The organism is Paenibacillus agaridevorans (assembly GCF_018604145.1).
In the GTDB taxonomy this organism is placed as follows: Bacteria; Bacillota; Bacilli; order Paenibacillales; family Paenibacillaceae; genus Pristimantibacillus; species Pristimantibacillus agaridevorans.
This window is the reverse complement of record NZ_CP075889.1, coordinates 7,126,208-7,150,033: the sequence shown is the minus strand read 5'-3', so window position 1 is coordinate 7,150,033 and position 23,826 is coordinate 7,126,208. Positions and strand designations below refer to the sequence as shown.

18 protein-coding genes and 1 tRNA gene are annotated in these 23,826 nt (G+C 51.7%); 3 read left to right on the top strand and 16 right to left on the bottom strand.

Going from position 1 to position 23,826, the window contains the following annotated elements:
* Positions 1 to 13: 13 nt before the first annotated feature.
* Positions 14 to 973 (bottom strand): ABC transporter permease, encoded by a 960-nt coding sequence (locus KJW29_RS28755; RefSeq protein WP_246608422.1) that lies wholly within the window; start codon positions 971 to 973, stop codon positions 14 to 16.
* A gap of 396 nt (positions 974 to 1,369) precedes the next feature.
* Between KJW29_RS28755 and KJW29_RS28750 the strand changes: the two genes are divergently transcribed.
* Entirely contained in the window at positions 1,370 to 2,173 is an 804-nt protein-coding gene (locus KJW29_RS28750; RefSeq protein ID WP_214627223.1) for a DUF2935 domain-containing protein, read from the top strand.
* A gap of 63 nt (positions 2,174 to 2,236) precedes the next feature.
* On the opposite strand, the gene KJW29_RS28745 is transcribed toward KJW29_RS28750, so the two are convergent.
* Positions 2,237 to 3,574, bottom strand: a complete 1,338-nt coding sequence (locus KJW29_RS28745) for an FtsW/RodA/SpoVE family cell cycle protein (RefSeq protein WP_214627222.1) — start codon at positions 3,572 to 3,574, stop codon at positions 2,237 to 2,239.
* A gap of 2 nt (positions 3,575 to 3,576) precedes the next feature.
* On the bottom strand, positions 3,577 to 3,909 hold the full coding sequence (locus KJW29_RS28740) for a PadR family transcriptional regulator (RefSeq protein WP_087569987.1): 333 nt from the start codon (positions 3,907 to 3,909) through the stop codon (positions 3,577 to 3,579).
* A 317-nt stretch (positions 3,910 to 4,226) separates the two neighbouring features.
* On the opposite strand from KJW29_RS28740, the gene KJW29_RS28735 reads away from it, so the two are divergent.
* Both KJW29_RS28735 and KJW29_RS28730 read left to right on the top strand, forming a co-directional pair.
* Positions 4,227 to 5,060, top strand: a complete 834-nt coding sequence (locus KJW29_RS28735) for an aminoglycoside adenylyltransferase domain-containing protein (protein ID WP_214627221.1) — start codon at positions 4,227 to 4,229, stop codon at positions 5,058 to 5,060.
* A gap of 62 nt (positions 5,061 to 5,122) precedes the next feature.
* Positions 5,123 to 5,198: transfer RNA gene (locus tag KJW29_RS28730), tRNA-Arg, on the top strand.
* 77 nt (positions 5,199 to 5,275) lie between these two features.
* Here KJW29_RS28730 and KJW29_RS28725 read toward each other — a convergent pair.
* The 13 genes from KJW29_RS28725 to KJW29_RS28665 form a co-directional block, all read right to left on the bottom strand.
* Positions 5,276 to 6,775 (bottom strand): DUF3604 domain-containing protein, encoded by a 1,500-nt coding sequence (locus tag KJW29_RS28725; RefSeq protein WP_214627220.1) that lies wholly within the window; start codon positions 6,773 to 6,775, stop codon positions 5,276 to 5,278.
* Between the two features lie 39 nt (positions 6,776 to 6,814).
* Positions 6,815 to 8,251: a sulfatase family protein gene (locus tag KJW29_RS28720; protein WP_214627219.1), complete on the bottom strand. Its 1,437-nt coding sequence runs from the start codon at positions 8,249 to 8,251 to the stop codon at positions 6,815 to 6,817.
* A gap of 33 nt (positions 8,252 to 8,284) precedes the next feature.
* Positions 8,285 to 9,415 (bottom strand): glycoside hydrolase family 88 protein, encoded by a 1,131-nt coding sequence (locus KJW29_RS28715; RefSeq protein WP_214627218.1) that lies wholly within the window; start codon positions 9,413 to 9,415, stop codon positions 8,285 to 8,287.
* A 26-nt stretch (positions 9,416 to 9,441) separates the two neighbouring features.
* Entirely contained in the window at positions 9,442 to 11,370 is a 1,929-nt protein-coding gene (locus tag KJW29_RS28710; protein ID WP_214627217.1) for an ulvan lysase-like protein, read from the bottom strand.
* Between the two features lie 19 nt (positions 11,371 to 11,389).
* Positions 11,390 to 12,964, bottom strand: a complete 1,575-nt coding sequence (locus KJW29_RS28705) for a sulfatase-like hydrolase/transferase (protein ID WP_214627216.1) — start codon at positions 12,962 to 12,964, stop codon at positions 11,390 to 11,392.
* Complete coding sequence (gene hepB / locus KJW29_RS28700; protein WP_214627215.1) at positions 12,948 to 15,194, bottom strand: heparin/heparin-sulfate lyase HepB; 2,247 nt, start codon at positions 15,192 to 15,194, stop codon at positions 12,948 to 12,950. Before hepB ends, KJW29_RS28705 begins: the two co-directional genes overlap by 17 nt.
* 13 nt (positions 15,195 to 15,207) lie before the next feature.
* Positions 15,208 to 15,951 carry a response regulator transcription factor gene (locus KJW29_RS28695; protein ID WP_214627214.1) on the bottom strand — a complete coding sequence of 248 codons (744 nt, stop codon included), beginning with the start codon at positions 15,949 to 15,951 and terminating at the stop codon, positions 15,208 to 15,210.
* Entirely contained in the window at positions 15,926 to 17,752 is a 1,827-nt protein-coding gene (locus tag KJW29_RS28690) for a cache domain-containing sensor histidine kinase (RefSeq protein WP_214627213.1), read from the bottom strand. The genes KJW29_RS28695 and KJW29_RS28690 overlap by 26 nt, the downstream gene beginning before the upstream one ends.
* Positions 17,753 to 17,788: 36 nt before the next feature.
* Positions 17,789 to 18,628 carry a carbohydrate ABC transporter permease gene (locus KJW29_RS28685; protein ID WP_214627212.1) on the bottom strand — a complete coding sequence of 280 codons (840 nt, stop codon included), beginning with the start codon at positions 18,626 to 18,628 and terminating at the stop codon, positions 17,789 to 17,791.
* A gap of 22 nt (positions 18,629 to 18,650) precedes the next feature.
* A complete protein-coding gene (locus KJW29_RS28680) occupies positions 18,651 to 19,589 on the bottom strand; it encodes a carbohydrate ABC transporter permease (RefSeq protein ID WP_187103202.1) in 939 nt (312 codons plus the stop codon).
* Positions 19,590 to 19,667: 78 nt separating this feature from the next.
* Entirely contained in the window at positions 19,668 to 21,182 is a 1,515-nt protein-coding gene (locus tag KJW29_RS28675) for an ABC transporter substrate-binding protein (protein ID WP_246608908.1), read from the bottom strand.
* Between the two features lie 181 nt (positions 21,183 to 21,363).
* Positions 21,364 to 22,860 (bottom strand): polysaccharide deacetylase family protein, encoded by a 1,497-nt coding sequence (locus KJW29_RS28670; RefSeq protein ID WP_214627210.1) that lies wholly within the window; start codon positions 22,858 to 22,860, stop codon positions 21,364 to 21,366.
* 2 nt (positions 22,861 to 22,862) lie between these two features.
* Entirely contained in the window at positions 22,863 to 23,549 is a 687-nt protein-coding gene (locus tag KJW29_RS28665; RefSeq protein WP_214627209.1) for a hypothetical protein, read from the bottom strand.
* Between the last annotated feature and the right edge of the window lie 277 nt (positions 23,550 to 23,826).

Here is a 23,826-nt window from a genome sequence, read left to right as displayed (position 1 = left end):
TCCCCTCCTTTTCTCACCACAGGCTGTTATCGGTGAACTTCCGGGCCAAGTAGTTCGCCGACACCAGGAGGAACAGATTGATAACGGAATTAAATAAACCGATTGCCGTGGAGAAGCTGAAATTCGCATTGATCAAACCAACCTTGTACACATAAGTCGAAATGATTTCGGATGTGGCCAGATTCAAGCTGTTCTGCATGAGAAAAATCATCTCGAAGCCGACGTTCATCACGCTCCCGAAGCTTAGAACCAGCAGAATCACGATGGTCGGACGGATGGAAGGCAAATCGACGTGCCAGATCCGCCGGAGTTTGGACGCCCCGTCGATGACGCAGGCTTCCTGCAGATCCTTGCTCACGCCCGACAAAGCGGCCAGATAAATAACGGCCGAATATCCGGTTCCTTGCCAGATCGTGGTCCACACGTAGATGGATTTGAAGTATTCCGCCTTGCCCATCAGGTTGACCGGATCTCCGCCGAATAGCGTGATAACCTGATTGATTATGCCGGCCCGCGGATCGAGAACCTGCATCAGCATGCCGACGAGCACCACCGTCGAAATAAAATAAGGCGCATAAGTGATCATCTGCACCGTTTTCTTGAAAAATCTCGCCCGCACTTCGTTCAACGCGATGGCAAGCATGATTGGAAACGCAAATCCCGCCGCGATCGAATACAGGCTGATGCCGATCGTATTGCGGATGATTCTCCAGCTGGAAGGCGAACTGAAAAACTGTTCAAAATGTTGCAGTCCGACCCACGGACTGCCGGTAATCCCGCTCGTCGCCTGGAATTGTTTGAAAGCAAGCTGTATGCCGTACATCGGTATATAGTGGAAGACGATCACATACAGCAGCGGAGGGAGCAGGATCAAGTAAAGCTGCCAGTGAGACAGCATTTTCCGGAACGTACGGTTGACTCCGGTTCGGGACCCCCGGCCCAGTTCGGTCTGAACGAATATATCGGCCTTCAATACAGTTTCCCCCCATTCAATTATCGTTTCGGTCGTTCGTCAATCTTCGAGCGGCGCTCGCTCCCATGTGACGGTCAAATCGTGATGGAGCCTCCTTTCCCGATTTCGGATATGCCCGGTGCCTATCCACAAGGTATCATCCAGCGTGGTAGAAGAATACGGCCAAAACTTGATTTGCTTGGGCATTTCTCAGGAAACCGAGCATATAAGGCGCTAGCAGCGGACGGACGATTTTTAAAATGGCATACCATTTATAGCGTACAGACGAATAAAAACCCTCAAGTAGAGGGCTTTCATGGGATATCGGCAAATTTGAATAACAATCCATTGCATAGTACAAGCCTTTCCTCCCATAAGCTTGGAATATACGATAACGGTATGGAGGGCACTGATTCTATGGATGAGAAAGCCAGGTTCGAGCATACGTTTTGGCTGCAAATATTGGGCGATCACTCAAGGTTTATCTATAATGCGTTGTCTCCCAAGGAGCTTCAAGATATTCGAAAAGCGTCGCAGTTCATATTCGTGTTCGACCAGTTGTTGAAGCAGGCGCGAGATGCCATGGCCTTGGATGCTTCCGAAGATTTGACCAACCGCGCGCTAGAGGCAACTACCGAGCTTCGGACGTTCAAGCTGAATCTGCTGGACCGGTTGCTGCTCGGCCAAATCAGTATGGCTCTGTCCCCCACCTTCATCAATCACATGGTCAACGAGCTGGAGGAGTATCTGCGAATACTGATCTCGTTGCGGGAGGGCAAGGGTGTCCCCGTATTCCCGTCGCTGCATCATGATCTGTTATGGCTGCCCGACGCAGCCGGACACGCGGGGGCGATCGCCGCCGACCTCGATCTCGTCGAGAAACGATTGATCGAGAAAAGCCAGAAGTTCGAAAAACATTTTAACGACTATTATTTGAAGGCAATCGAGCTGGTTGGCTACTTCCGCACGCTTAGGGAGCAGTATCCGGCGCTCAAGAGGTTTCATGCCGACGTCGATCTTGAGATGAAGGTGTTCATGACTTTCCTGAAGGAAATCGAGGAGCTGGAGCTAAGCGAAGAGCTGCTCAGCCGCATCGACCCCCTCATGCCGCATCATATGTACCGCGAAGAATGTTATTACTTGCTCAAACTATCAGAGAGCGGACAGATTGCCGCCCCCGACTGCGACCCTGCGAAGCCGCGGGAAGAGGCGACCGGGTAAGCAGCGTTCAAGGCACGCAAGAGATCTTGCCCGCCGGCCGTCGGTTGGACGGTCGAAAACTCTTTAAACCTGGTATTGGATGGGGGCAGAGTTGCTCACCATGTCTTTCCTTCTATATGCGCCGAGTACTAAGCCAAGCGCCGCGAATTCGATTACAGTGCCCGATGAATGCCAGAGAAGGAGGGGCATCTCCATCCCTATTACCGGAATCCAACCTAAACACATGAGAATATTCCAGAACATCCGAACCATCAAGACGGCCATTACTGCGATGACCAGCTTTTTTGCATAATCGTCGCGAAGCTTCTTGCCAACTTTAAACAGCCTAGTCGTCATCAACAGGCTGGAAACAATGATGACGGCGCCGAATACCCATCCGAAACTGTGGACCAAATAAGAAAACAACATGTCGGATGTGGCGTAAGGAATAACAACCTCCTTGTCCAGCCCTTGCCCCCACAGCCCCCCGGATCGGATGGCCTCCACGGACTTTACAGTCTGGTATATCGCATCAGGATTTTTATGTATATAGGCATTGACTCTTCCCCACAGCAAATTATGGATGTCGGGATTAAGCATTTGCCATACCGTGAATAGAACCGTCCCGGAAACGCCAGTTGCCAGCAACAGCCTCCAGTTTCCGCTAAGCAACAATAATACCGATACACTAAGAACATAGATAAGCATATGTGCCATAGAAGATGTTATTATATACAGCGAAATGGGAATGATAGCCAGCACAATCCCATTCCGAAGCAGTACCGTTATTCGATCAATTCCTTTGCCATGAACATCTCTCTTCTTCTCCAGATGCAGAATTCCGGCAATCGCGATAAGAAGCAGATATGGAGAAGCATGGAAGACGTTGAATCCGATGCTAGCTATCACAATCCATTGAGTCGAACCATTAATCTCTACACCGTAGAGTTGAGTCAACGCCATTAATAGTACCGTTCCCCAATAAAGCGGCCAGGATAAGCGAAGCAAGCGGCGATAATTAACGAACATAATGGCTACCATGGCAATTATTCCGCATGCGCCAAAGACGAAAACAGAACCCGATCTGTATAAGCGCTCATCCGATGCATGAACCGCCACCAAGGATATAACCGCAAGCGCAACCATAATCAATATAAGACCAATGAGATTCCACTCCATGCTAGGTCTATGGGCGGCATGCAGACCTTTTCCGATTTCTACGGGGTTACCCATCGCTTTCAGTGCCTCAGCAACGGCTTCCTCTGTCTTAAGTCCACTCTCCAGCTTCTCGCTCACGAGCTCCTCCAAATGCCCCACAATCTCCAGTCGGATATCATCGTGCACTGCCTTCGCCTTCACTTGCGCGCAGACGGTATCCAGGTAGGCGGCGACGGCAGGATTCGTTAAGATGGACCTGGCCATCGTCATACGCCTCCCTCCCCGATCACCCGGTCGACCGATGTTCGGAAGAGCGTCCATTCCGCGCGTTTCTCTTTGAGCTGCGATCGCCCTTCGTCCGTAATGCGGTAATACTTCCGCTTGCGGCCGCCTTCCTCGCTCCAGTACGCCTCTACCTGGCGCTCCGCTTCCAGCGTATGGAGGATGGGATACAACGTGCCTTCCTTAAACGTGAAGACGCCGGCCGAGCTTCTCTCGATCTCCTTCGTCATCTCGTAGCCGTACATATCCTTCCGATCCAGCAGCGTCAGAATAAGAATAACCGTGCTGCCCTTCATTAATTCCTTATTGATAGCCATAGAGCCTCCCCCTTTCATTCCTCTCCTGTTAATGATCCATTCAATACATCGGATATCTAGGTATAAATATATCGGATAACGGATTTTTTTTCAACCTCGCTCATTTTATTATAATTTCCATTGTTGTGACTCTTTCTCATTGGCCCGTAGCTCTGTTTATCAAAAGAGCAAAGATCGTCAGATAAAAACAACTATAAAAAACTAGAAAAAGGATTAAAGATGTTTTCTCTTTTTTGAATCATTTACTACATTTATCATAAGGAGGGTAAGTTCAATACTCCGGATTATAGGGTAGATTAAGGAGGCGAGATATCGAAATGGCTGGAATATTACCAGAAATTGTTGAGAGGTCTATGCGAAAGTTATACGAATCGCTCCAAAATCGCATACAGGATACCGTAGTATCTGTGTATGTTTATGGCTCGACTGCTCTAAATGCTTTTATTGAGGGCTCAAGCGATATAGATTTTCTCGTATTCGTTAATCGAAAGTTAACGCCATCCGACATTCGATTAATTGAGGATGCGCACAAGGAGGTTGAACCGACTCTTTTCGGATTAGACATAATGGGGGCCTATATCCGACAAGAGGATGCTGGAAAGTCTGTCGGAGAAATCCCTCCCGTCCCCACTTATTTCGATAGAAAAATGCAATCGGATGGAGACGGGGATTTAAATCCGATCACATGGTGGCTCCTTCAAAGACACGGCATCTGCGTGCATGGTCAGCGTTTATCCTTCGATTTTGAAATATCATCCGAAGCTCTTATCCAATACGTGATTGAAAATATGAATTCCTATTGGGCCGCATGGATTGCCCGATTGGAACAGAACCTGCATTCGTCTGATATGAACGAGCATACCGTGCCTGTGGAACAATTGGATTTTGCAGTAGAATGGTGCACGCTTGGCATGTTGCGGCAATTTTACACCATCCGGGAGCATGGCGTGACGAGCAAGATCGCTGCCGGGGAGTATGGTCTTACGCAATTGCCCGAACGTTGGCATGGGCTTATCCGCGAGGCAATCGCGATCAAGCGTCGGGAGGATGCAAGACAGTATGCCTCGCAGTTGAAACGGCTTCATGACCTAGTCGAGCTTCTGCGCCTGATACATACAGAGAGCAACGCATCTTTTCAAAAACAAAACTAAACCTCTTGAACAGTTCTAAGTTGCGCCACCAAAGGCTCCGGTGTTATAATGTTACTTGCTGTGGCCCCGTAGCTCAGCGGATAGAGCACACGTTTCCTAAACGTGGTGTCGGATGTTCGATTCATCTCGGGGCCGCCAGTTTTTATCCATAACCACAACAAACAAGCCAGAGACTGATACGATCAGCTCTGGCTTTATTATTGGACCGCGAAGGCTTAAACAACATAAATCGGCGAAATCCAGGCGCATTGTCCGTTCTCTTGTTGAACTTCAACATGATAAACATCGCACTCATCTTCCTGCTCGGAATCCGTGAAGCTGCCGCTAAACGCATATTGGGCGACAGGGATGGCGGGATGAATGACAACCGCTTCCGAATTAAAGCTATGCTTGTGGCGCGTCATATTGCCGCTCAACAGCTCATGAATCGTGGTTGCGATGGAAATGCCGTTAGCCTCCAGCTCAAGCCGAGTGTTCAAATCGCCGTCGATTTCCAGAATAACGCCGCCTGTGTGCGGATGGAGCGTTGTCGGGTTCTTAACCGTCAGACAAGACCAGCTCACATGAGAATCGGACTGACTATGAACGGCATTGCCAAGCGCGTTCAATTCTGGATCATCCTTCAGCTCCGGAGTCGGAGCAAGCACGCTTCTGCCGCGGAAGCAGGTTTCGACAGAGCGCATGCTGCCGCCGCTTACCTTCACATCCGCATTCCATAAGTAGCCCGCTTTATTATCTCCCCAGCCCATCTCTACTTTTACTTTATACGTTGAGCCGCTAACGGAAGGTTGGTTCAGCATATCCCAGCCGGTTACGACTTTCCACGGGCGCAAGTTTTTGAATATAACGATTTTATCGATCCGATCGCATGCCGTCAGATCAAGCCGAATATCTCTTGCCCCCGCTCCCACCGCAATCTCGCTGCCCATATGAGCGCCGTTGAGCGTAAACCGGCAATCGATTTTATCTCCGCTGACGGCATAAGTGCGGCGGGCTTGAATCGCCTCCCAAATCCCTTCTCTCGTTTTCTCCTCAGCCACTACAGCCATGCGGCCATCGCCGTAAGAACCGGGATAACCGGCATGATGATCCGTCGAGCCGACAAAACCCATCCTGTGCTTGCGGGCAATCGCCGCGTATACGGTGCTTTTGGAATCACGAGGCCCCATATCATGATAATAAGGAAACGGGCTGTTTACCGACATGCCGCAGCCATGTTTGGATACAACCTCTACGATAGGACTGATGGCGGTATTAAACGATTCCCAGTTGCCGCCGCGATAGCCCGGCGTGTACCCGACATGATGCGGAACGGCGATGACGCGGCGCGGCTTCAGCTGCTCGATAATATCCGCCGGCGACTTGCCTTTGACAAGCGGCAAATCATCGTCGGGCGATACATAATGATGATCGCCAAATTCGCTGGAATGTGCCTCATAACCCTGGAAAGTAACAAATTCGTGATCTTGGTTGAATTGCTTCACGACTTCTCTGACCTGATCCCAATGCCCCTCCAGCTTCGCAAAACCATTCGTATGGAAATCTACGAGAAACTCAAGCGGAGCGCGGCGCTCGGGCATATCATACCAGGAAGCGTGTCCGATAATCGCACAAAAGTCGAGCTGTCCCTTCGCCGCCTTCAACGCATTCTCCAAGCTGCCAAAACCGTAACTGATGCCGCAATGATTGTGTATATCTCCCCAATACGTTTGCATATTCATTCTCCTCTTTATCAAAATGAAATGGTGCGCCTCTTAGCGCCCGAGAACAGCAGCAGCTTCTTCCTTGCGTCCCGCCCGCTCCAATCTTCCCGCCCAATCGTGCGGCTTTAAATACCGGAACGGACCTCCGTCCTCTATAATCTCCATCATGGGATCGTCCTTCATGAGATTGCCCGCCATTTGTTCCGCAATCCACCCTTCAAGCTGCGCGCCAAGCTCCCGCACGACTTCGGGATGCTCGCTGGCAACATTATTGCGCTGGTAAGGATCTCTCTCCAAATCGTATAAAATGTCCGGCTCCAACTGATAAAAACCTTCATGATAAGTGCGGATATAATGCCACTCTTTTGTCCTTACCGCCCGTTGGCAAGCATAAAGACCATGCTCCAGCACGAGGAATTCACGCTTCTCCGCCTGACCGCCCGTCAGCGCCGGCAGGAGCGATCGGCCGTCCCAGCCTGCCGGCTTCGGCAGTCCCGCCAAATCGGCTATGGTGGCCACAACATCAACGTTATAATGAAGCCCTTGATCCACATGCCCCGCCTTGCTCAGTCCCGGGAATTTCATAATTAGCGGGATATGATGAACGGCCTCCGTTGCCATGCCATGCTCCAAATAAACGCCCTGCTCGCCGAACGACTCCGCATGATCCGCGCTGACAATAAAACAGACATCATCCAGCACGCCCAGCTCGCGAAAAGCGTCCATTAACCGACCGATATGCTCGTCCAAATAGGAAATACCGCCGTCATAGCCGTTAATCAGCTTCTCGTAGTCCCGGCGGCCCGCAATCTCCAGCGGCATCGTTCGTTTCGGAATTTTGCTGTAATCATCGCTCCAATGCAGGAAAGTCGCCGAACGGGGATGCGTATCCTGACGATGGCGCTTAATATCTTCCTCCGTCGGAAAGACGGGCGCGGGATCATTGGCAAATTGCTCCGCATATTGCTCAGGATAGGTGTACCTGGAATGCGCATCCCAATACTGAATATGCAGGAAGTAGTTGTCCTCGGCGCCATGCGCCTTCACCCAAGGCAGCACCGCGGCGTTCACCTCATGGGCGTCTTCGTTGCCGCCTTTCAGCGTGTGCGTATGAATTTCATTCCAACCCGCGAAGTACCACCAGGCATGGTGACGATCGCCGAAAGAAGAAAAGGTAATCGTGCGGTAGTCCGCCTCCCGAAGCAGACGCGGCAGGAACGGATATTCCTTGCTGTGCCCGTCGCCTTGCGGATATTCGTAATGACAGCCTGCCCCCCAGTGGGTCAGCACCCCGTGATTAATGCCGAAGCGGCCCGACATGAAGCTGGCTCTCGAAGGCGCACAGGGAGAAGCGGCCGTATATACCTGATTGAAGCGAACGCCTTCTGCCGCTATTTGATCCAGGTAGGGTGTTGTATTTCGGTTGTACCCGTAGCAGCCCATATGGTCGGGACGCAGCGAATCGATATCCAAATAAACAATTCTCATCGTAATTCCTCCCTCGCTCCCCCATAGAGAGCTCTACCAAAATAGTTGACGGCTGCCGAGCAATCCAGTCAAAGCCTCCGCATAAAAATAATCGCCATAGATGAGCGGCGTGTCGATGTTTTTCCCGGTTGGGAAGTTGCCTGTCGCATGCCTCACAATGGCTTCATCCTCCGCTCCATAGGCGGCGCACTGCGTATCAATCGCTTGCAACAATCGCAGCGCGCATCGTTCGTACATCCCGCCTTGATCCGCCGGCAATAGACGCGCAAGGAGCAGCATGCCGCTGGCGGCAATCGCCGCTGCCGACGCATCGCGAGGAGCATCTGTATAATCGGGAAGTCTGAAATCCCAATAGGGAATACCATCTTCGGGCAGATTGGCCATAAAATAATGCGCGGTTTGCTGGCTCGCCCGCAAATACCGCTCTTGGCCCGTATAACGATAACAAATCGCCATCCCGTATATCGCCCAGGATACGCCTCTGGCCCAGGCCGAGTCCGGCGAATAGCCTTGACCGCCTAATGCCGACTCGCGTTCGCCGGTCTCCGCATTAAAACATACGATATGATGTACGGAACCATCCGGTCGTATAAACTGGCTCAGCACCGTATCGGCATGGCGCATCGCAATATGCCTGTACCTCGCATCCCCGGTTTCTTCTGTCGCCCAGAACAGCAGGCTAATATTCATCATGCAGTCAATAATCGCCCAACCTTCGTTATGTTTTTCATTCCGCCACACATAGCTGTTCCATGCCCGTATGAAGTTGCCTTGCGGATTAAAGCGCCCGGCCAGAATGGACGCCGCCTTTAAGGCGCGTTGCTTGGACCGTTCATCCCCCGAAAGTTTGTAGCTGGCTACAGCGCTCAGACACCACATGAAACCTACGTCATGATGAAGTTTTGCAAATTCGTCAAGCGCCTCATCCTGGGCCGCTTCGCATGTCTGCGCAAGCCGCTTCAAGCTCTCGTCGCCTTCTTCTCTGTAAGCAAGCCATAGCAGACCCGGCCAGAATCCCGATGTCCAGGCGCTTGCCGCGGTTCGATCATACTTGCCCGCCAGACTCGCATGAGGGAAGCCGACTCCGATCGTCTCGCTCATTGCTTTAATCTTGCCCGCCGCGCGCCGCCATGCGTCTTGCGCCCATTGCTGCTTGTCCAACATCCTGACCCTCCTCTCGCGTAATCTCTTTATTTGATTCGCATTTTGATTTGAAATCGATAGATTCCTGGCGCGACCTTGCCTGTATTCCAACGCAGCGGCACCGTTATGACCGATGGGAAGATAGAGACGGAACGCTCCGCCAATGACTCCGGCTCCAATAGCAATGAATTGCCGGACGCTCTCAACATCAATTGGCGTTGATGCAGAACCTCCACTTGAATGCGTCCGTCCGCCTGGGCAACGGCTGCGCGAGCCGTTACAATCGGCTCCACGATCGCGATATTGTCGCAAGCAAGTCGCACATCGATTTCATACCGTTTGATAAATTCGTCGCCTTCCAATTCATAATCAATCCTGTAGAAAGCGGCGCAATCATAGCAGTTGCCTTCGTCCATGGCCTTGAGCTTGCCGTAAACAACGGCTGCAGCCCCGGCAGCCCCATTCTCATTCTCGCGGCTGTCCGCATTGTTTACTGCGGCAGCATTCGCATAGGCATCATGTTCGTACAGATTGCTGTACAATCTACCTTCCCGGGAAACCTCAATTCTTGGCGCAATCGGCTCTTCCATCCCCGGCAACGCTTTCGGCATATTAAACGCCTCGTATTGCCGATACACGGTCATCCCGCCCAATTGCACAGCGCCAACGGCCTTATGCCATAAGTATCCGACCGTCCCTCCGGTCGGAGCATTGCGAACTCCCGAGCAGCTAATCGTTGCCATCCAATTATGCGAACGCAATTGATGGACCGCCAGCTCTTTGTAGGACTTGGCCCCGAACAGGATTTCGGAAGGAAGCTGCACCTGGTTCCTCATGTCATCCCATTCCTCTTGTTCTCGCTGCCCGAATTCCGCGCCATAAGCCAATGCTACAGCCAACGCATCTGCACGATTAATAGAGGGATGTATACATCCCTGTTCGAACAACTGCTCATGCATCGGACCATAACCGAACCGTCCATCGGGACGAATGCAGCTTGCCAAATAATTCGTATGGAGCCGAGCCGCCCGATAAAAGGCAGCATTTTTGTCGGCCAGCAGCATAAAGGCCATCTGGGAACCATGCGCGGTCTTGCTGCCGAACAGCGTCCATTTGTAATTGCGGCTTCCAAAGGAGTTATCGATCGAGCCGTCGGGATAAACCATTTCCATATGTTTGGCAAGCGCCAGCAGGACGGCCGACATGACTTTGGGATCACCCGTGAGTTTGGCATATTCCGCCATGACCCCAAGGCTCATATCGAGGTTATAGCCGACATCGACCGTACACGTCATTTGCGTAAAAGGACGCATTCTCGTCTTCTCGCCAAACAACCATCCGTCCCGACTGAGCCGGGTATCGATGCATCCATGCATAAGCCGCTTGGCTTGCCCGCCATATTCAGGTTTGCCCAGGATTCGGTCCGAAAGCAGCAAAGCCAATGCAGAGGATAAATAATAATTGATATTGGTATCACCGCCTTCCCCGAACGTCGCGGATACCCAAGCCGCCGCTTTGGCAATGACGGGTTTAAGCGCCTCGCCATCTTCTTGATCCGTCAGTTGATCGCAGGCATGACATAAGGCAAGCAACTGGAAAACCGTCGTTCCTTTCCAATCGGCTTCCGGCTCATTGCGCCAAGCTCCGTCTTCCCCCTGGGCGGCTATGATATAACGAAGCAGAGAGCGTGCCGCATCTCTGTATTTCTCTTCTTTGCTGATCAAATATAAATAATAGAGCGGAAAAATCGCATCTCCGCTGCGGCCATGAACGGTCTGACAGCCCGTACACCAAATACCGCCCAAGCTGCCGCTCCATACATCCCGCACCTGTTCCTCAACAAGCAAATCGCAGCAATGGCTCAATATGTCCAGCATAAGAGCTTCCACTGTCCGCTCGCCCTCCAGGAAACCTCGCAGGTCGAATTTAATTGGCTTGCCCGCTCGTTTTTGCGTCTTGTTCCTATGCCAACCCATCGCTTTCCCTCCCTCTCTCCTAAGGGCGTTTGATAAAAGCGCTATAGCTTGCAATAAAAGATTCGTACGCATCGGGCGGAAGCTTCAACAAATCGTTTGTTGCTTCCATATGCCTCGCCAAGCTGCCAAGCAGAGACCGGATTTCCCCCTCATGCGCCTGCTCAATGGCCAAATTGCGCTGCTCCTGCGGATCTTCCACGACATCGTACAATTCAAGGAACAGCTCATTCTTAAACATATCCACAATAAGCTTGCGCGCTCCGCGCACCACGCTGCGTTGGAAGTTGCCTCTCGCCCCATTGCCGTCAAATTGGATAAAAAGATCTCTATTCATCAAGGAATTCCCGGGCGCATCATCCGCTTCTTGCCGCTGGCTTCTTAAAAGCCGCAACAAGGACTCTCCTGAGAATGACGCCTCTCCGTCAAGCTGCAAATAATCGGCTAGCGTCGGCATTATATCTACGGCGCTGACCGGTGCTTCTACCGTTTGCGGAGCTACGCGGCCGTCCGCCGGAAATTTCATCAACAATGGCGTCCGTACCGACTCCTCGTACATGCACATTTTCTGATAAAGCCGATGCGAGCCGAGCATTTCGCCATGATCGCTTGTAAAAATCACTAACGTTTCATCGTAAATCCCCTGAGCCTTCAGCTCGTCGATGAGGAGCCCCACGCAATGATCCAGCAGCGATACCAGACCTAAATAGACCTGCCAGATGGACCGCCACTGCTCCTTCGTATAACCGTTGCCGATGGCTCCGGTCAGATTATAAAGCTGAAGCGGCGATTGCCCGTATGACCACAACGCCACATTGTCCGGAATCGGCTCGTCCTTGTACATCGAGTACCATGGCTCCGGCACATCCAGCGGCGGATGCGGCGCGACAAACATCGCATTTAGCAGCAGCGGCTTGCCGCGATCCCGGCCGCGAATCGCATCCAGCGAGGTTTTGGCAATATATCCGTCATAAAAATAGTCGAGTCCTTCCTCGTAGCAGCCCGTAGTTGGAATCGAATACCGTTTAATCCGCGTTGTGGTTCCCGCCGCCATCTCGGGCACGATGCCTTTGAAAGCGGGGCCGCCCGGGTGCCGCTTGCCATATTGCTTCAAGAAGTCGCCATAATGATCCTCCAGCGTATGCCAATGCGTCCTGGAGCAGCTTTGCTGAATATCCTTTCTGTTGAAATGCTGTTTGCCCGTATGCCAGCTATCCCATCCCTCTTCCATCATGCTGTACATATTGGCGGTTCCCGGTCGCACATAACCATACTCGGCCTCGAGCGGCTCCCAAGGATTGATAAGCGAACCGTTGACATTCGGATATAGTCCGCTAAAGAATGCTCCTCTTGCCGGCACGCAAAGCGGGGAAGCGCAGTAAGCTCTCTCGAACGAGGCGCACTCCTCCTTCAGCCTGCTTACATTCGGCATATAACGCTCGTTCACGACATCGTAGCGCAGTTGATCCGCCATAATGACAACCACATGCGGCTTGGCGAGTTTGCCCGGCGCTCCCTCCTTGCCATGCCCATCTCGCGATTGCTCACCATATGTGCCCGGCGTGTCCCGACCGTCTTGCTCACCTTGCTTCTCCATCTGCTCCCATCCTTTCGAGCTGCACAACCCCTGCCGCAGCTTCCGTAAGCAATACGCCCTCCGTTACTTCCACTTGCTCGCTCCGTTTCTTGCCATCAGTCGATCGGCCGTGTACACGCCATATTCCGTTTGCTATATCCGTAACGAGTATTTTGCGTTTGTTTCCCGACTCATCGGCGGCGATTGTCAGCTTCCCATCCAACGACAACCCGCTTCGGCTGAACAACACAAGCCAGCCCTGCACCTGAACGCCAACGGCGTCTCCCGCTTCAACCAGCTTAGCTTCGGCAGCCTGCTCGCCGTCATGGTCCTTGATCTGTATCGCGTGCAGGAACAAATCCCGTTCCGCCGCTTCCTTCGGCCTCACTTCTATGCGCCAGGCGCCTTGCTCGACCGTTGCCGCAAAATCATTTGCATAATGGACGCCGCGCGACTCGAATTGACGTCCCTCCCCGCCAACAGGTTCAATCGTCGCTTGCTTCGGCAGCAGCGTATCCACCGCCAGCTCTCCGCCGTAGCCATCCTCGCTGCGAGCGATTACGGTCCGCTTCCCCGATATCTCTGGCTTCTCAATGCTGTGCAAGAGCCATGCCTTCTCGAAGAGCTTGCTGGCCGCCTCCACCGCATCGAATACGATCAGAACGGCGGGCACTCCGGCTTGTTTCAGGTTAAGACAAACGAATGAACGTGTATAATGGCGTACCTTCTTCGAATAAGCCTTGGTCAGATCGCCTTTCAAATAGGAATAATCGGGCTCTTGCGGATCGGGGCCGAAGCTGCGCGCAAGCACCTTGCCTCGCTCGTATTCGCCGCCGAGCAGCTCCTCCATGTTTTGCGGAGGTTTGCCCGCTCCGGGCCAGCGCTGCCCGCCATCCATTACATTCGGCCAGGTCAGCTTGCCGTCCACAATGTACGGCTGCTCCTGCAGCTCGCCCGGATCATACACGAGCATGGCATTATGCGCGACCGTCCGCTTGAAATAATATTTATTATGCGGCGATTGGTATTTGCCCGAGGAACCTTTGTAAATACCGGAATCGATCGCCAAATAACCTTTGTAATAAATTTGAAAGGCTCCCGCGTCCAGATGCTGATGGTTATTATATTGGTACATCCCGATTTTCATCTCGACAATTGCGACAGAGGATTGTTTGTCGATAACCGCCCCCTCATTCCAGCCCGTGCGTGCGATCATAATCCCTGCCGGTTCCGCAAAATATCGGGTAAGCGGCAACTCGCTTATCGGCTTCGTGCCGAGCTCGGGATTATGAAACAAGATAGCAAACAGCAAATACATGTCCGGAATGACCGGATGCTCGATCCGCTGCTGCTCCAGGAAATACCCGTTGCCATAATAGTTGCCGGCCATTAAATAAACGAGCGGGAACAGCTTGATATATTCCTTCTCCGCATACAACGGATTATCGGCATCCCCATCCCGCAGCAGCTTGCCGTCGGGGCGGCGAGCGTAAATCCACTGATAGCCGACCCGCTCCTGACGGGCATCAAATACTCGGGCATGCCCCATTCTACCGAAAATCCACGTGGCGAACAGCTCTGCCTGGTATCGATAGCTGCCATAGTTGTCTCCCTGATGATGCCAGCCCGATGGATAAAAGAAGTTGCGCGCGGGAACGAACTCCTCCAGAAAGCGACCTGCGGCGTAGTCGTACATCTCAGGGTCATCTTCGTAAATCGCAATGCCGGCGGCCATCATATCGCGCATAAGCATCCATTCGCTTGTATGTCCGACAAAAGCACCTTCATGTGTCGGCGGATATCCGCATTCCAGGAGCGAAGCGAGTCTTTTCAACTCGATAACCAATCTTTTTTTCTCTTCTTCGTCAAGCAGCGCATTGCACCAGTCATAAACTAACGCGATCGCAATCATCAGACGTCCGATTTCTCGTGAAATATCCTGCAAATTGGGGTTAAAAGCGCGACGCGACGCAATCAACGCCAGTTTTTTGGCTTTTAATCCGATTGAACGTTCTTCCAGCACTACATATTGCAGCGCATACGATTCAATTGCATAGATGATGTCGAGCGTGCTTCGCATCGACAGTTGCAGCCAATCTTCCTCCCGCAGGGGAGCAAACGCCTTCATTCGATCCCACATACTCCCCATATCCGCATGCTGCAGCCGCTTCCGCAACGGCGCAAGATCGGACTTCCGAAGAAACAAACAAGGTCTCTCCGAAGGCGGAGTCATCGACGGTTTTTTCCACATCGGCTCTCACCACTTATTTTTCGATATATTCGCTGGGCGACGTTCCTTTATATTGCTTGAACACTTTGCGAAAGTGTTTATAATCCGCATAACCCACCTGCCTGGCTATTTCCGTTATGCTGAAACCTTTGTTCTCCATGAGCTGAACGGCAACCTTCAAACGATATTCCGTCAAATATTGCAAAAACCCCACTCCGCTCTCCTGCTTGAACAACCGGCTTAAATACGCCGAATTGTAGCCCAGCTTGTCCGCAATGGCGACGATCGACAAATCATGCATATATTCGCTTTGAATCAGCTTCTGCATGGCTTCAATCACTTGTTTGCCTTGCAGCGGCTGCTCCGGCGTAACCGCTACAAGCGCTTCCCTCTGATGTCCCTGAGCCGTCAGCATCGTTTCGATTCGATTTAATGCCGCGCGAATCTCGCTGCGATTAATCGGCTTCAAGATATAATCGAAGGCACCGTAATGAATCGCCTGTTTCGCATAGTCGAAGTCGCTGTACGCGGAGAAGATGAGCACGGGAATCGTCTTCCCGAGCGCTCTCATCTCCTGCAGCAGCTGCAGTCCGTCCATCTTTGGCATCCGAATATCGGTAATGACCAGATCAAAGCTTTCCCGCTCCAGCCATTCCAGCGCCTGTGCGCCATCTCTGGCCGCCGCAGTCACTGTAAACTGGGGACAATCCCGCTTAATGACCTTCTTCAAACCTTCCAGCATCCAAAATTCATCATCCACGATCAATGTCCGTAACATCTGCCGCTCCTCCTTCTATGCGGATTACAATGCGCGTTCCTTCCCCGGGTTTGCTCCAAATCGTCATACTAAATCGGTCGCCGTATAGCATGTTTAAGCGATAGTAGACATTACGCAATCCGATATGATCGGAAGCCGCCCCGCCTTCCCCTTCCTTCTGCCGCAGCTCGGCCCGAATCTGATTAAGCCTCTCCTTGGCAATGCCGATACCGTCGTCTGCGAAGGTAAAGATGACCGCATCGCCGTCCAGCTTGGCCTCCACGCGAATATGTCCCTGATCCAGACCGGGGAAGCCGTGATTAACCGCATTTTCGACGAGAGGTTGGAAGATCAGCTTCATAAAGCTCATTCGCCTAATCTCGGGATCCGCCTGCAGCTCCAACGTAAATTTCATCGGAAAACGAACATTGACGATACTCATATAAGACAACAAATGGGTTAATTCTTCCTCGACCGTTGCCGTGGAACCGCCGGTAATACTGTATTGCAGCATGCGCGACAAGGAATGGCTGACCTCCGAAATCTCTTCCCGATCATAGACTTCCGCAATGCAAGCAATGGTGTTGAGTGTGTTGTATAGGAAATGGGGGTTGATCTGGGCTTGCAGCGCCCTCATCTCCGAATTTTGGAGCTGGATTTGCTGCCGATACTCCCTGAGCTGGGATTGAAACACCTCGTTATTCATCCGGTGCAGCTCGGTGATCATCCGATTGAAACTGATGCTGAGCCGCCCTATTTCATCCCGGGCCATAACCGGCAACCCCGTCTCGAAATTCCCCTTGCCGACTTCCGCCATACGATGTTCCATCACTTTAAGCGGTTTGGTGATCATTCGGCTCAGCGCTGTTGCCAGCAACAAAATAACGACCAGCGCCGCTATAGCCAAAATAACGATAAAGGTACGAATGCCGTACAGTCCGGAAGCCAGCTCCTCGAACGGAACCGAACCGATGATTTTCCAGCCTGTCTCCGAGGAGGTATAGAAACCGGCCAACATTTGCACGCCCGCATAGTCGAACGGGATAAATCCGGAGGACTCCTGCTGCACTTTCTTAAACAGCTCTTCGTCCTTCAGCCAATCCGGCAGCGTCTGCGACGGCAATATCGGCTCGCCATCGGCTGTCATCATCCATACATGCCCGGAACTGCCGAGCTGAATATTTTCGCTCATGCTCTTGATGGTCTGAGGCGAGAAGTCGATGAGCAGCGTTCCCTTTGTCTTGAACTCGCGGTTATCCGTTATTCGGGCGGAGAAGGTTACGACCTCTTCTCCTTTCACATACGTTTGCGGATGAGCCTTATTCAGCCTGAAACGGGTTTGCTCCTTCACCGACTGATACCAGGGATCATCGTGGAAATTATAATGAAGTTTGGCTACGTCGCCAGTCCCGTTATAGACAAGCAGGCCATGATCCGTCACCATGAAAATACCTTTGAAGTCCTCGCGGAAGTTGCCGATATTTTCGAAAAGACTGCGTACATTGCGCTCGGCATAGATCGACGATGCCGTTCGTTCCTCCGTCCATTCGTATAAAATCGTCTGCACATCCGAATTGAAGCGAATAATATTGCTCACCCGTTCCATTTCCTGCACAAAAGCATCGAGTCTGCCGCCCACCTGCTTGGAAATTTCCAGCGTGTATTTCCCCAACTCCTCTTCGAATGCCGACTTCGACTGTTGAAAGAAGAAGGCGGCAAAAAACAATACGGGTACAAGCCCGATCATAATAAAGATGATCAGCAGCTTATTGCGCATATTCATATTGCGGAAGATTGCGGTTTTTTTGATGAGCAGCTTCATATACCCGGATTCCTCTCCATGCCGTGACGATTCTACTTAACCTTTCACCGCTCCGGCAACGCCTTCTACGAAATAACGCTGGAACACGATGAAGATAATGATAATGGGAAGCAACGAAATCGTTGCGGCGGCCGCCATACCAGTCCAATCTATACTATGCTCGCCTACGAATTGGTACATGCCGACACCAAGCGTGCGCAGCTCCGGCTTATTAAGCGTAAAGACCAGCGGGAGCAGGAATGAATTCCACGCCCACATAAATTGCAAAATGGCGGTTGTGGCAAAAATCGGCTTCGACAGCGGCAGCATCACTTGTACGAAGGTTCGGATAAATCCTGCGCCGTCGATTTCCGCCGCTTCTTCAAGCTCCTTCGGCAAGCCGCTGAAATGCGCGGTAAACAATAAAATAAACAAGACATGCGCGCCGCCAACCTCTGCCAATATAATGCCCGCCAGCGTATTATTCAACCCCAGCGCATTAATGAAAACGTAGATGGGAATGATCGTATATCCCTTTGGCATAAACATCGTAGCCGTAATCGCGGACATAAACACAATTCTGCCCGGGAATTTGAAGCGGCCTAGCGCATACCCTGTCATCGCGCAAACCGCGATCACAATCGCTACAACGGAAACCGTAATAATGGTTGTATTAAGAAAATAGGTGGAGAAATTGGCTGTATCCCATGCCCTTGCATAGTTTTCGAATTGCAGTTTTTCCGGCAGCAAGCTAAAACCTTTCGTAATATACTCCGTGTTTGTTTTCAACGAAGCGGCAATCATCCACACGAACGGATAGATCCAGATGATTCCGATTAGACTCAATATAAGATATACAAGCGCTTTGCCGACTCGTTTTTTTTGGGCGTACAGCATAACGGCTTCCCTCCTTGCGACCTTAATGCGCGGCCTTCTTGCCGCCTGAACGTTTGACCAAAATACCTAATATCAATGAAATGAACAAGATCGCAATCCCATAGAATATGCCTGCCGCGGACGCAAATCCGGATCTTGGCATGCCCATGCCTTCGAATGCATAACGATAAATATATAAATCAACCATATCGGTGCTGAATGCGGGACCGCCGTTTGTCATTGATTTCACAAGATCAAATACATGAAGAGCGTTAACCGTCGATAACAGCAGAATCACGCTTCCTACCGGCAGCAGCAGCGGGATCGTAATATAGCGGAATGATTGCACCGCGCTGGCCCCATCCACCTTGGCAGCTTCATAAAGCTCCTTGGGCAAGGATTGCAGCGCGGCTAACCAGTAGACCATCTTCATCCCGAAAGTTTTCCAAATCCCTACGGCAATGACAATCACCAACGCGGTATCCATCGAACCCAGCCAATCGATCGGCGCGCCGATGATTCCGATCTTCATCAGGATTTCATTGACTAACCCGTTATAAGAACCGAAGATAAAACGCATGACAACGCCAATGACCGCGGTTGTTGTAACAACCGGCAAGAAGTAGAGGGTACGAAACAGGGTGGCTCCCTTTAACCAATTCGAATTGAGAGTGATGGCCATTAACAGCGCTAACGGCAATTGAATGATGACCAGGAAAAACATAAAGATAAAGCTGTTTTTAAAAGCATTCCAGAAGAGCGGATCGCGAACCGTCTCTACATAGTTTTCGAACCCTATAAAATCCTTTAGCGGCCCAAAGCCGCTCCAGTTGTAGAAGCTGTATACATAACTCATGATGATCGGATACAGTGTAAAAGCAAGAAACAGGACCAACTGCGGTAAAATAAACAAATAACAATAAAACAGCTTTTTGCGTCTTATTCGGCTCATTTTTGATGAACCGGCGGTTTCCTTCATCATGAACCTCCCCTCTGGCAGTACAACCGCCGGCGGAGCGCTTCCTCGCCATTTATAAGAAAGCGCCGCCGACGTTTCTGTCTACTTTTTCAATGCGTCATAATCGCTTTGCGTATAGTCCTTCGTCGGATCCCAATTCGGGAACGTAAAGTCGTCTCTGCTTACTTTCACGCCTGTGGCGCTTACTTTATCGATAGCATCCTGCAGACCTTTGTTCATTTTGCTCGCATAATCCTTCATGAGCGCAGCAGCGTCCAACTTGTCGTCCACCAGCAAGTTCAACAACAGTTCGCCAAACGTCGGTTTAATTTTGGTTTGACGAATATGGCCGAGCTCGCCAATTACAAGCGCCGTCTCCGGATTGGCGATGGCATAATTCGGACTCTCGCGCATTGTATCTTGATGAATATTAAAGAATACTTTATATTCCGGATACGGATACAACGATTCGTCCGCGTTCAGCTCATCAATCGGCGACAACGAGGCCCCGCTTTGAATCGTGCTTTTGAAAAATTCTTTGTAGGCGAACGCCTCTTCAATATATTTGCCTGCCGCTTCCTTGTTTTCGGATGTGGCAGACAGCATATAACCTGCCGTGTTGGCGACTGTATAGCCGTAATAAGGCTGTTCGCCGTCCTGTTGAGGCACGGCTGCAATGCCGAATTCGGCATCCGGCGCATCACGTTTGATCTGCCACATGCGATGACGCGGATCAATCAGGAAGGCTGCCAAATTTTCGCCGAAGTACACGTTGGCCTCAGCCGGTTTCATGCTGTAGGATGCCGGCATGATGCTGCCATCCTGCTTCATTCCCTGCAGCAGCTCGATCGCGCCGATCCACTCCGGCGTGTCGAACAAATAGGTGCCGTTTTGCAGATTAAAGCCCGGCATATCCCCTTGGGTCGGAACCTTGGAGGCCGTAAGCCCCAATATCATTTGATCAAGAGCTACCGGCTCGCCGCCGGCAAATACAAGGCCGAACGTCTTGCCGTTTCCTTTTTCCGTAATCGCTTTGGACATCTCGCGGAGCTCGTCCCATGTCACTGGCGGTTTCTCCGGGTCCAATCCGGCATCGCGCATCACCTTTTTGTTGTAATACAGCAGTGAGCGATGGTTGAGACCGCGCAACGGCCAAGTGTACGTTTTGCCATCGATCATATTCACGCCTTCCTGGAAGGAACCTTGCATGAACTGATTTTTCCATTCGGCGGAAACGAATTCATCCAGGGGCGCCGCCCAACCATTCTCCACGATTTGGCGTGCGTCCATCCCTTGCGGGCTCAGGAAGATATCCGGCAGATCATTGCTGGCGATCGATGCCTGAATCGCAGTGTTATACTCCGATGTTGGCATGTATCGGACTTCAACCTTGATCTCGCCCTTGTACTTCTCATTGAATTGCTTGGTAATAACCATGCCCGGGCTATCTTCGCCCTTCCAGAAGTCGTCAAACCCCGCAACGGTAATCACCGCTTCTTTCTTCTGCTCCGTACCCGGATTTTGGGTTGGGTCTGGCTTTTGACCATTGCCGCTGCCGTTGCTGCATCCCGAAATCATCAGTATGACCGCTATCGCTGGCGCTACCATTCGAAACACCTTTTTCAAAACAACTCCCCCTCTTTCATTTGATTGCGCTTACAACTTTATTGTATGGGGAACCGTACCGCTTGAATATGAGCCATGTTCATACATTATGGGGGTTATTTTTTACTTTTCAACCCCCAACACGGCAAAAAAGGATCAGAATAGCCTCTCGGCCGATTCTGACCCTTCCGTATTACTGAAACACCGCGAACTTCAGGTCCTGCTCCAGCAAATAATCGATGATGTCCGGCAGCGCGTCCAGCGTTGCCTTCTTCTCGTGCATGACGTAGATGCCGCCCGAGGCGTCGATCGTCTTGAAATAACGGATGATCTCCTTCGAGCTAGCGGCCTGCCAGTCCTTAGGATCTCGGTTCCACATGAGCATCTTCATTCCGAGCTCCTCCGCCGCAACCGCCATGTCGTCATTCAGAGCGCCATATGGCGGACGGAACACGGATACTAACGCATCGCTGTGTTTCCCAATGACCTCGTTCGCCTTCGCTATGTTGGCGGAGATGTCATCCATCTCCTTCGTGGTCAAATTGCTATGATCCCAGGAATGATTGCCGACCGCCATCCCCTGCTCCGCCGCATAAGCCGCTTCTACCGTATAACGGTCGGCATTGCGCCCTATGAACAAGAACGTGCCCGCTACCCCGCGCTCGCGGAGCAGATCGACGATCGCCTTCGTATAATCCGATGGACCATCGTCGAATGTCAATGCGACGTACCCCTTCGGCAGACTGTAGACGGTAGAGCCTGGATCCAGCGTCATGACTTCTACATGCTCGAATTCCGTAGTTAGGGAAGCCACACCGCCCTTGATTGACTCATCATCGGAGTGGGCGCCGACTGGCTCTGTTGCACTCTGGTCGGTCGTTTCGGAACTGTCATCGCCCGTTTCTGCGGACTCCGACTTGCCTTGCTTTGTCGTAAAATCCGCTCCCGTCGAGCCGCCGCCTTCCGCTCCACCGGCTGCCAAGGAAGCGGCTCCACTAGACCCCTCCGTCAGAGAGGCATGTCCGCTTGCTGCTCCAGCCCCCAGAACCTCGCTGCCCGTCCCTTCGAATATAACGGTCTGATGTTCGCTTAATGCTTTCGCATCATCGATGTAGATCTGACCTTCCAGCTCGAACCAAGCAAGGAGGAGCATGCAGGTCAGCATAAAGAGACGAAGCGACTTCAGCGCATACCGGCGCATGTTAATAGGCAGGTATGAGCGCAGGCGGATAGAGGAGACTCTTATGACTGCTCCTACTTTAGCGGCGATGGGATCATACGACAAGCTGCTGCTCGCTTTCTCCATAACCGCTGCCGAAGGCGAGGTACAGGCAACCTTTGCCTCTGTCCCGGGCAGCTCGCCGCCGCGCAAAGACTCCAGCATGGATGCATATTCGGCCGAGCAGTCGAAGTAATACGATTCGCCGCCGTACTTGCCGATCTTAACCATTGAACTTAAGTATGTAAGCTTAAACGGATCGTATTGCGCATAAGGAGACAGACGAGCGCGTCCCGTCGATAGCGGAGCCAGTCTCCCCAGCCCCTGGTACGTCAACTCGTCCAGCTGAAGCTCGAGCTCTCTCGGCCCGTTGGCCTCGCTGCCTGCGTCAACGCTTATCCTTATGACGTAGCGGCCCTGCTTGTCCTCTACCGACAATAGCTCTAACGTTCGCAAGGAATCCCTTTTCATCCTCAGCCTTCTCTTCCGATCGGCGCGGACATCCGGTTCGTGAAGTCGCTGATCATGTTGGCCAGATACACTTTCTCTTGATGCGTCGTCTCGTACTTCTGCTTCAAGTGCTGATGCTCGACATCCTGTCTGCCAATTCTCTCCTCGAGCTCATGAATGCGCTTGTTCTTCTCCGCAAGCACATCATTGTGCTTGACCTGAAGCGAGCCGTACTTCTGCTTCTCCAGCTCGATTACGCTCTTCAACTCCTCGATCTCGGCCGTCATCCGTCTCTCCAGCTCGCGGTAATCCTCGGCTACCTGATCGACCTTCATATTCTTGTCGACGATTTTCTGCTCCAGATCCAGGATGCTCTTCTCCCGCTCCTCGATCACCCTCGTCAATTGCTTTACATCGCGGTTTAACCGATCGATATGTCCGCCAGAGTGCGCGAGACGATCCTGCAGCTCGCTATTCTGGAGCTCCGTATGCTGTTTGGCCTGAATCATTTGTTCTACCGCAAGCACGAGATCCAGCGACTTTTTGTCCATACGGGACTTCTGAATGAAGATGGAATCCTGGGGTGACTGAACCGGAGTCTCGGAGATTTCCTCTGAGCTTGGGGGAGCAGGCTCCTGACTTGCTAGTTCTTGCGAACGATCCTCCTGTCCCTCCTGGGTACCCTTCTTACGAAAAAAAGGGGAAATCATAGGTTATCATCACCTTTTCAAGGATTATGTAGGAAATTGTCGAACTAGTTCAGTCTATTATAAAAGATAATAGAACTTTATTAGCGGGACTATATATCCATTTTCAAGAAAAGGACCTTTTGGACTAAAGACAGACATTCGACCCGTTTAATTGGGTCGATTTTCCTATGCATAACATGATGAGCAGGCTGCCGTCTTTTTGGGGGTCTACTGCAAAGTTACTCCGGCGTGCGCTGCAACCCGTTTTTCGGGTTGCAGCGCAAGAATCCCCCGTACG

Bases quoted from the DNA above. Each gene is read 5' to 3' on its own strand.
- KJW29_RS28710 (WP_214627217.1), bottom strand. From the start codon at position 11,370: ATGGGTTGGCATAGGAACAAGACGCAAAAACGAGCGGGCAAGCCAATT.
- KJW29_RS28690 (WP_214627213.1), bottom strand. From the start codon at position 17,752: ATGAAGCTGCTCATCAAAAAAACCGCAATCTTCCGCAATATGAATATG.
- KJW29_RS28695 (WP_214627214.1), bottom strand. From the start codon at position 15,951: ATGTTACGGACATTGATCGTGGATGATGAATTTTGGATGCTGGAAGGT.
- KJW29_RS28750 (WP_214627223.1), top strand. From the start codon at position 1,370: ATGGATGAGAAAGCCAGGTTCGAGCATACGTTTTGGCTGCAAATATTG.
- KJW29_RS28720 (WP_214627219.1), bottom strand. From the start codon at position 8,251: ATGAGAATTGTTTATTTGGATATCGATTCGCTGCGTCCCGACCATATG.
- KJW29_RS28735 (WP_214627221.1), top strand. From the start codon at position 4,227: ATGGCTGGAATATTACCAGAAATTGTTGAGAGGTCTATGCGAAAGTTA.
- KJW29_RS28715 (WP_214627218.1), bottom strand. From the start codon at position 9,415: ATGTTGGACAAGCAGCAATGGGCGCAAGACGCATGGCGGCGCGCGGCG.
- hepB (WP_214627215.1), bottom strand. From the start codon at position 15,194: ATGTGGAAAAAACCGTCGATGACTCCGCCTTCGGAGAGACCTTGTTTG.
- KJW29_RS28680 (WP_187103202.1), bottom strand. From the start codon at position 19,589: ATGATGAAGGAAACCGCCGGTTCATCAAAAATGAGCCGAATAAGACGC.
- KJW29_RS28665 (WP_214627209.1), bottom strand. From the start codon at position 23,549: ATGATTTCCCCTTTTTTTCGTAAGAAGGGTACCCAGGAGGGACAGGAG.
- KJW29_RS28725 (WP_214627220.1), bottom strand. From the start codon at position 6,775: ATGCAAACGTATTGGGGAGATATACACAATCATTGCGGCATCAGTTAC.
- KJW29_RS28745 (WP_214627222.1), bottom strand. From the start codon at position 3,574: ATGGCCAGGTCCATCTTAACGAATCCTGCCGTCGCCGCCTACCTGGAT.
- KJW29_RS28740 (WP_087569987.1), bottom strand. From the start codon at position 3,909: ATGGCTATCAATAAGGAATTAATGAAGGGCAGCACGGTTATTCTTATT.
- KJW29_RS28705 (WP_214627216.1), bottom strand. From the start codon at position 12,964: ATGGAGAAGCAAGGTGAGCAAGACGGTCGGGACACGCCGGGCACATAT.
- KJW29_RS28685 (WP_214627212.1), bottom strand. From the start codon at position 18,628: ATGCTGTACGCCCAAAAAAAACGAGTCGGCAAAGCGCTTGTATATCTT.
- KJW29_RS28670 (WP_214627210.1), bottom strand. From the start codon at position 22,860: ATGAAAAGGGATTCCTTGCGAACGTTAGAGCTATTGTCGGTAGAGGAC.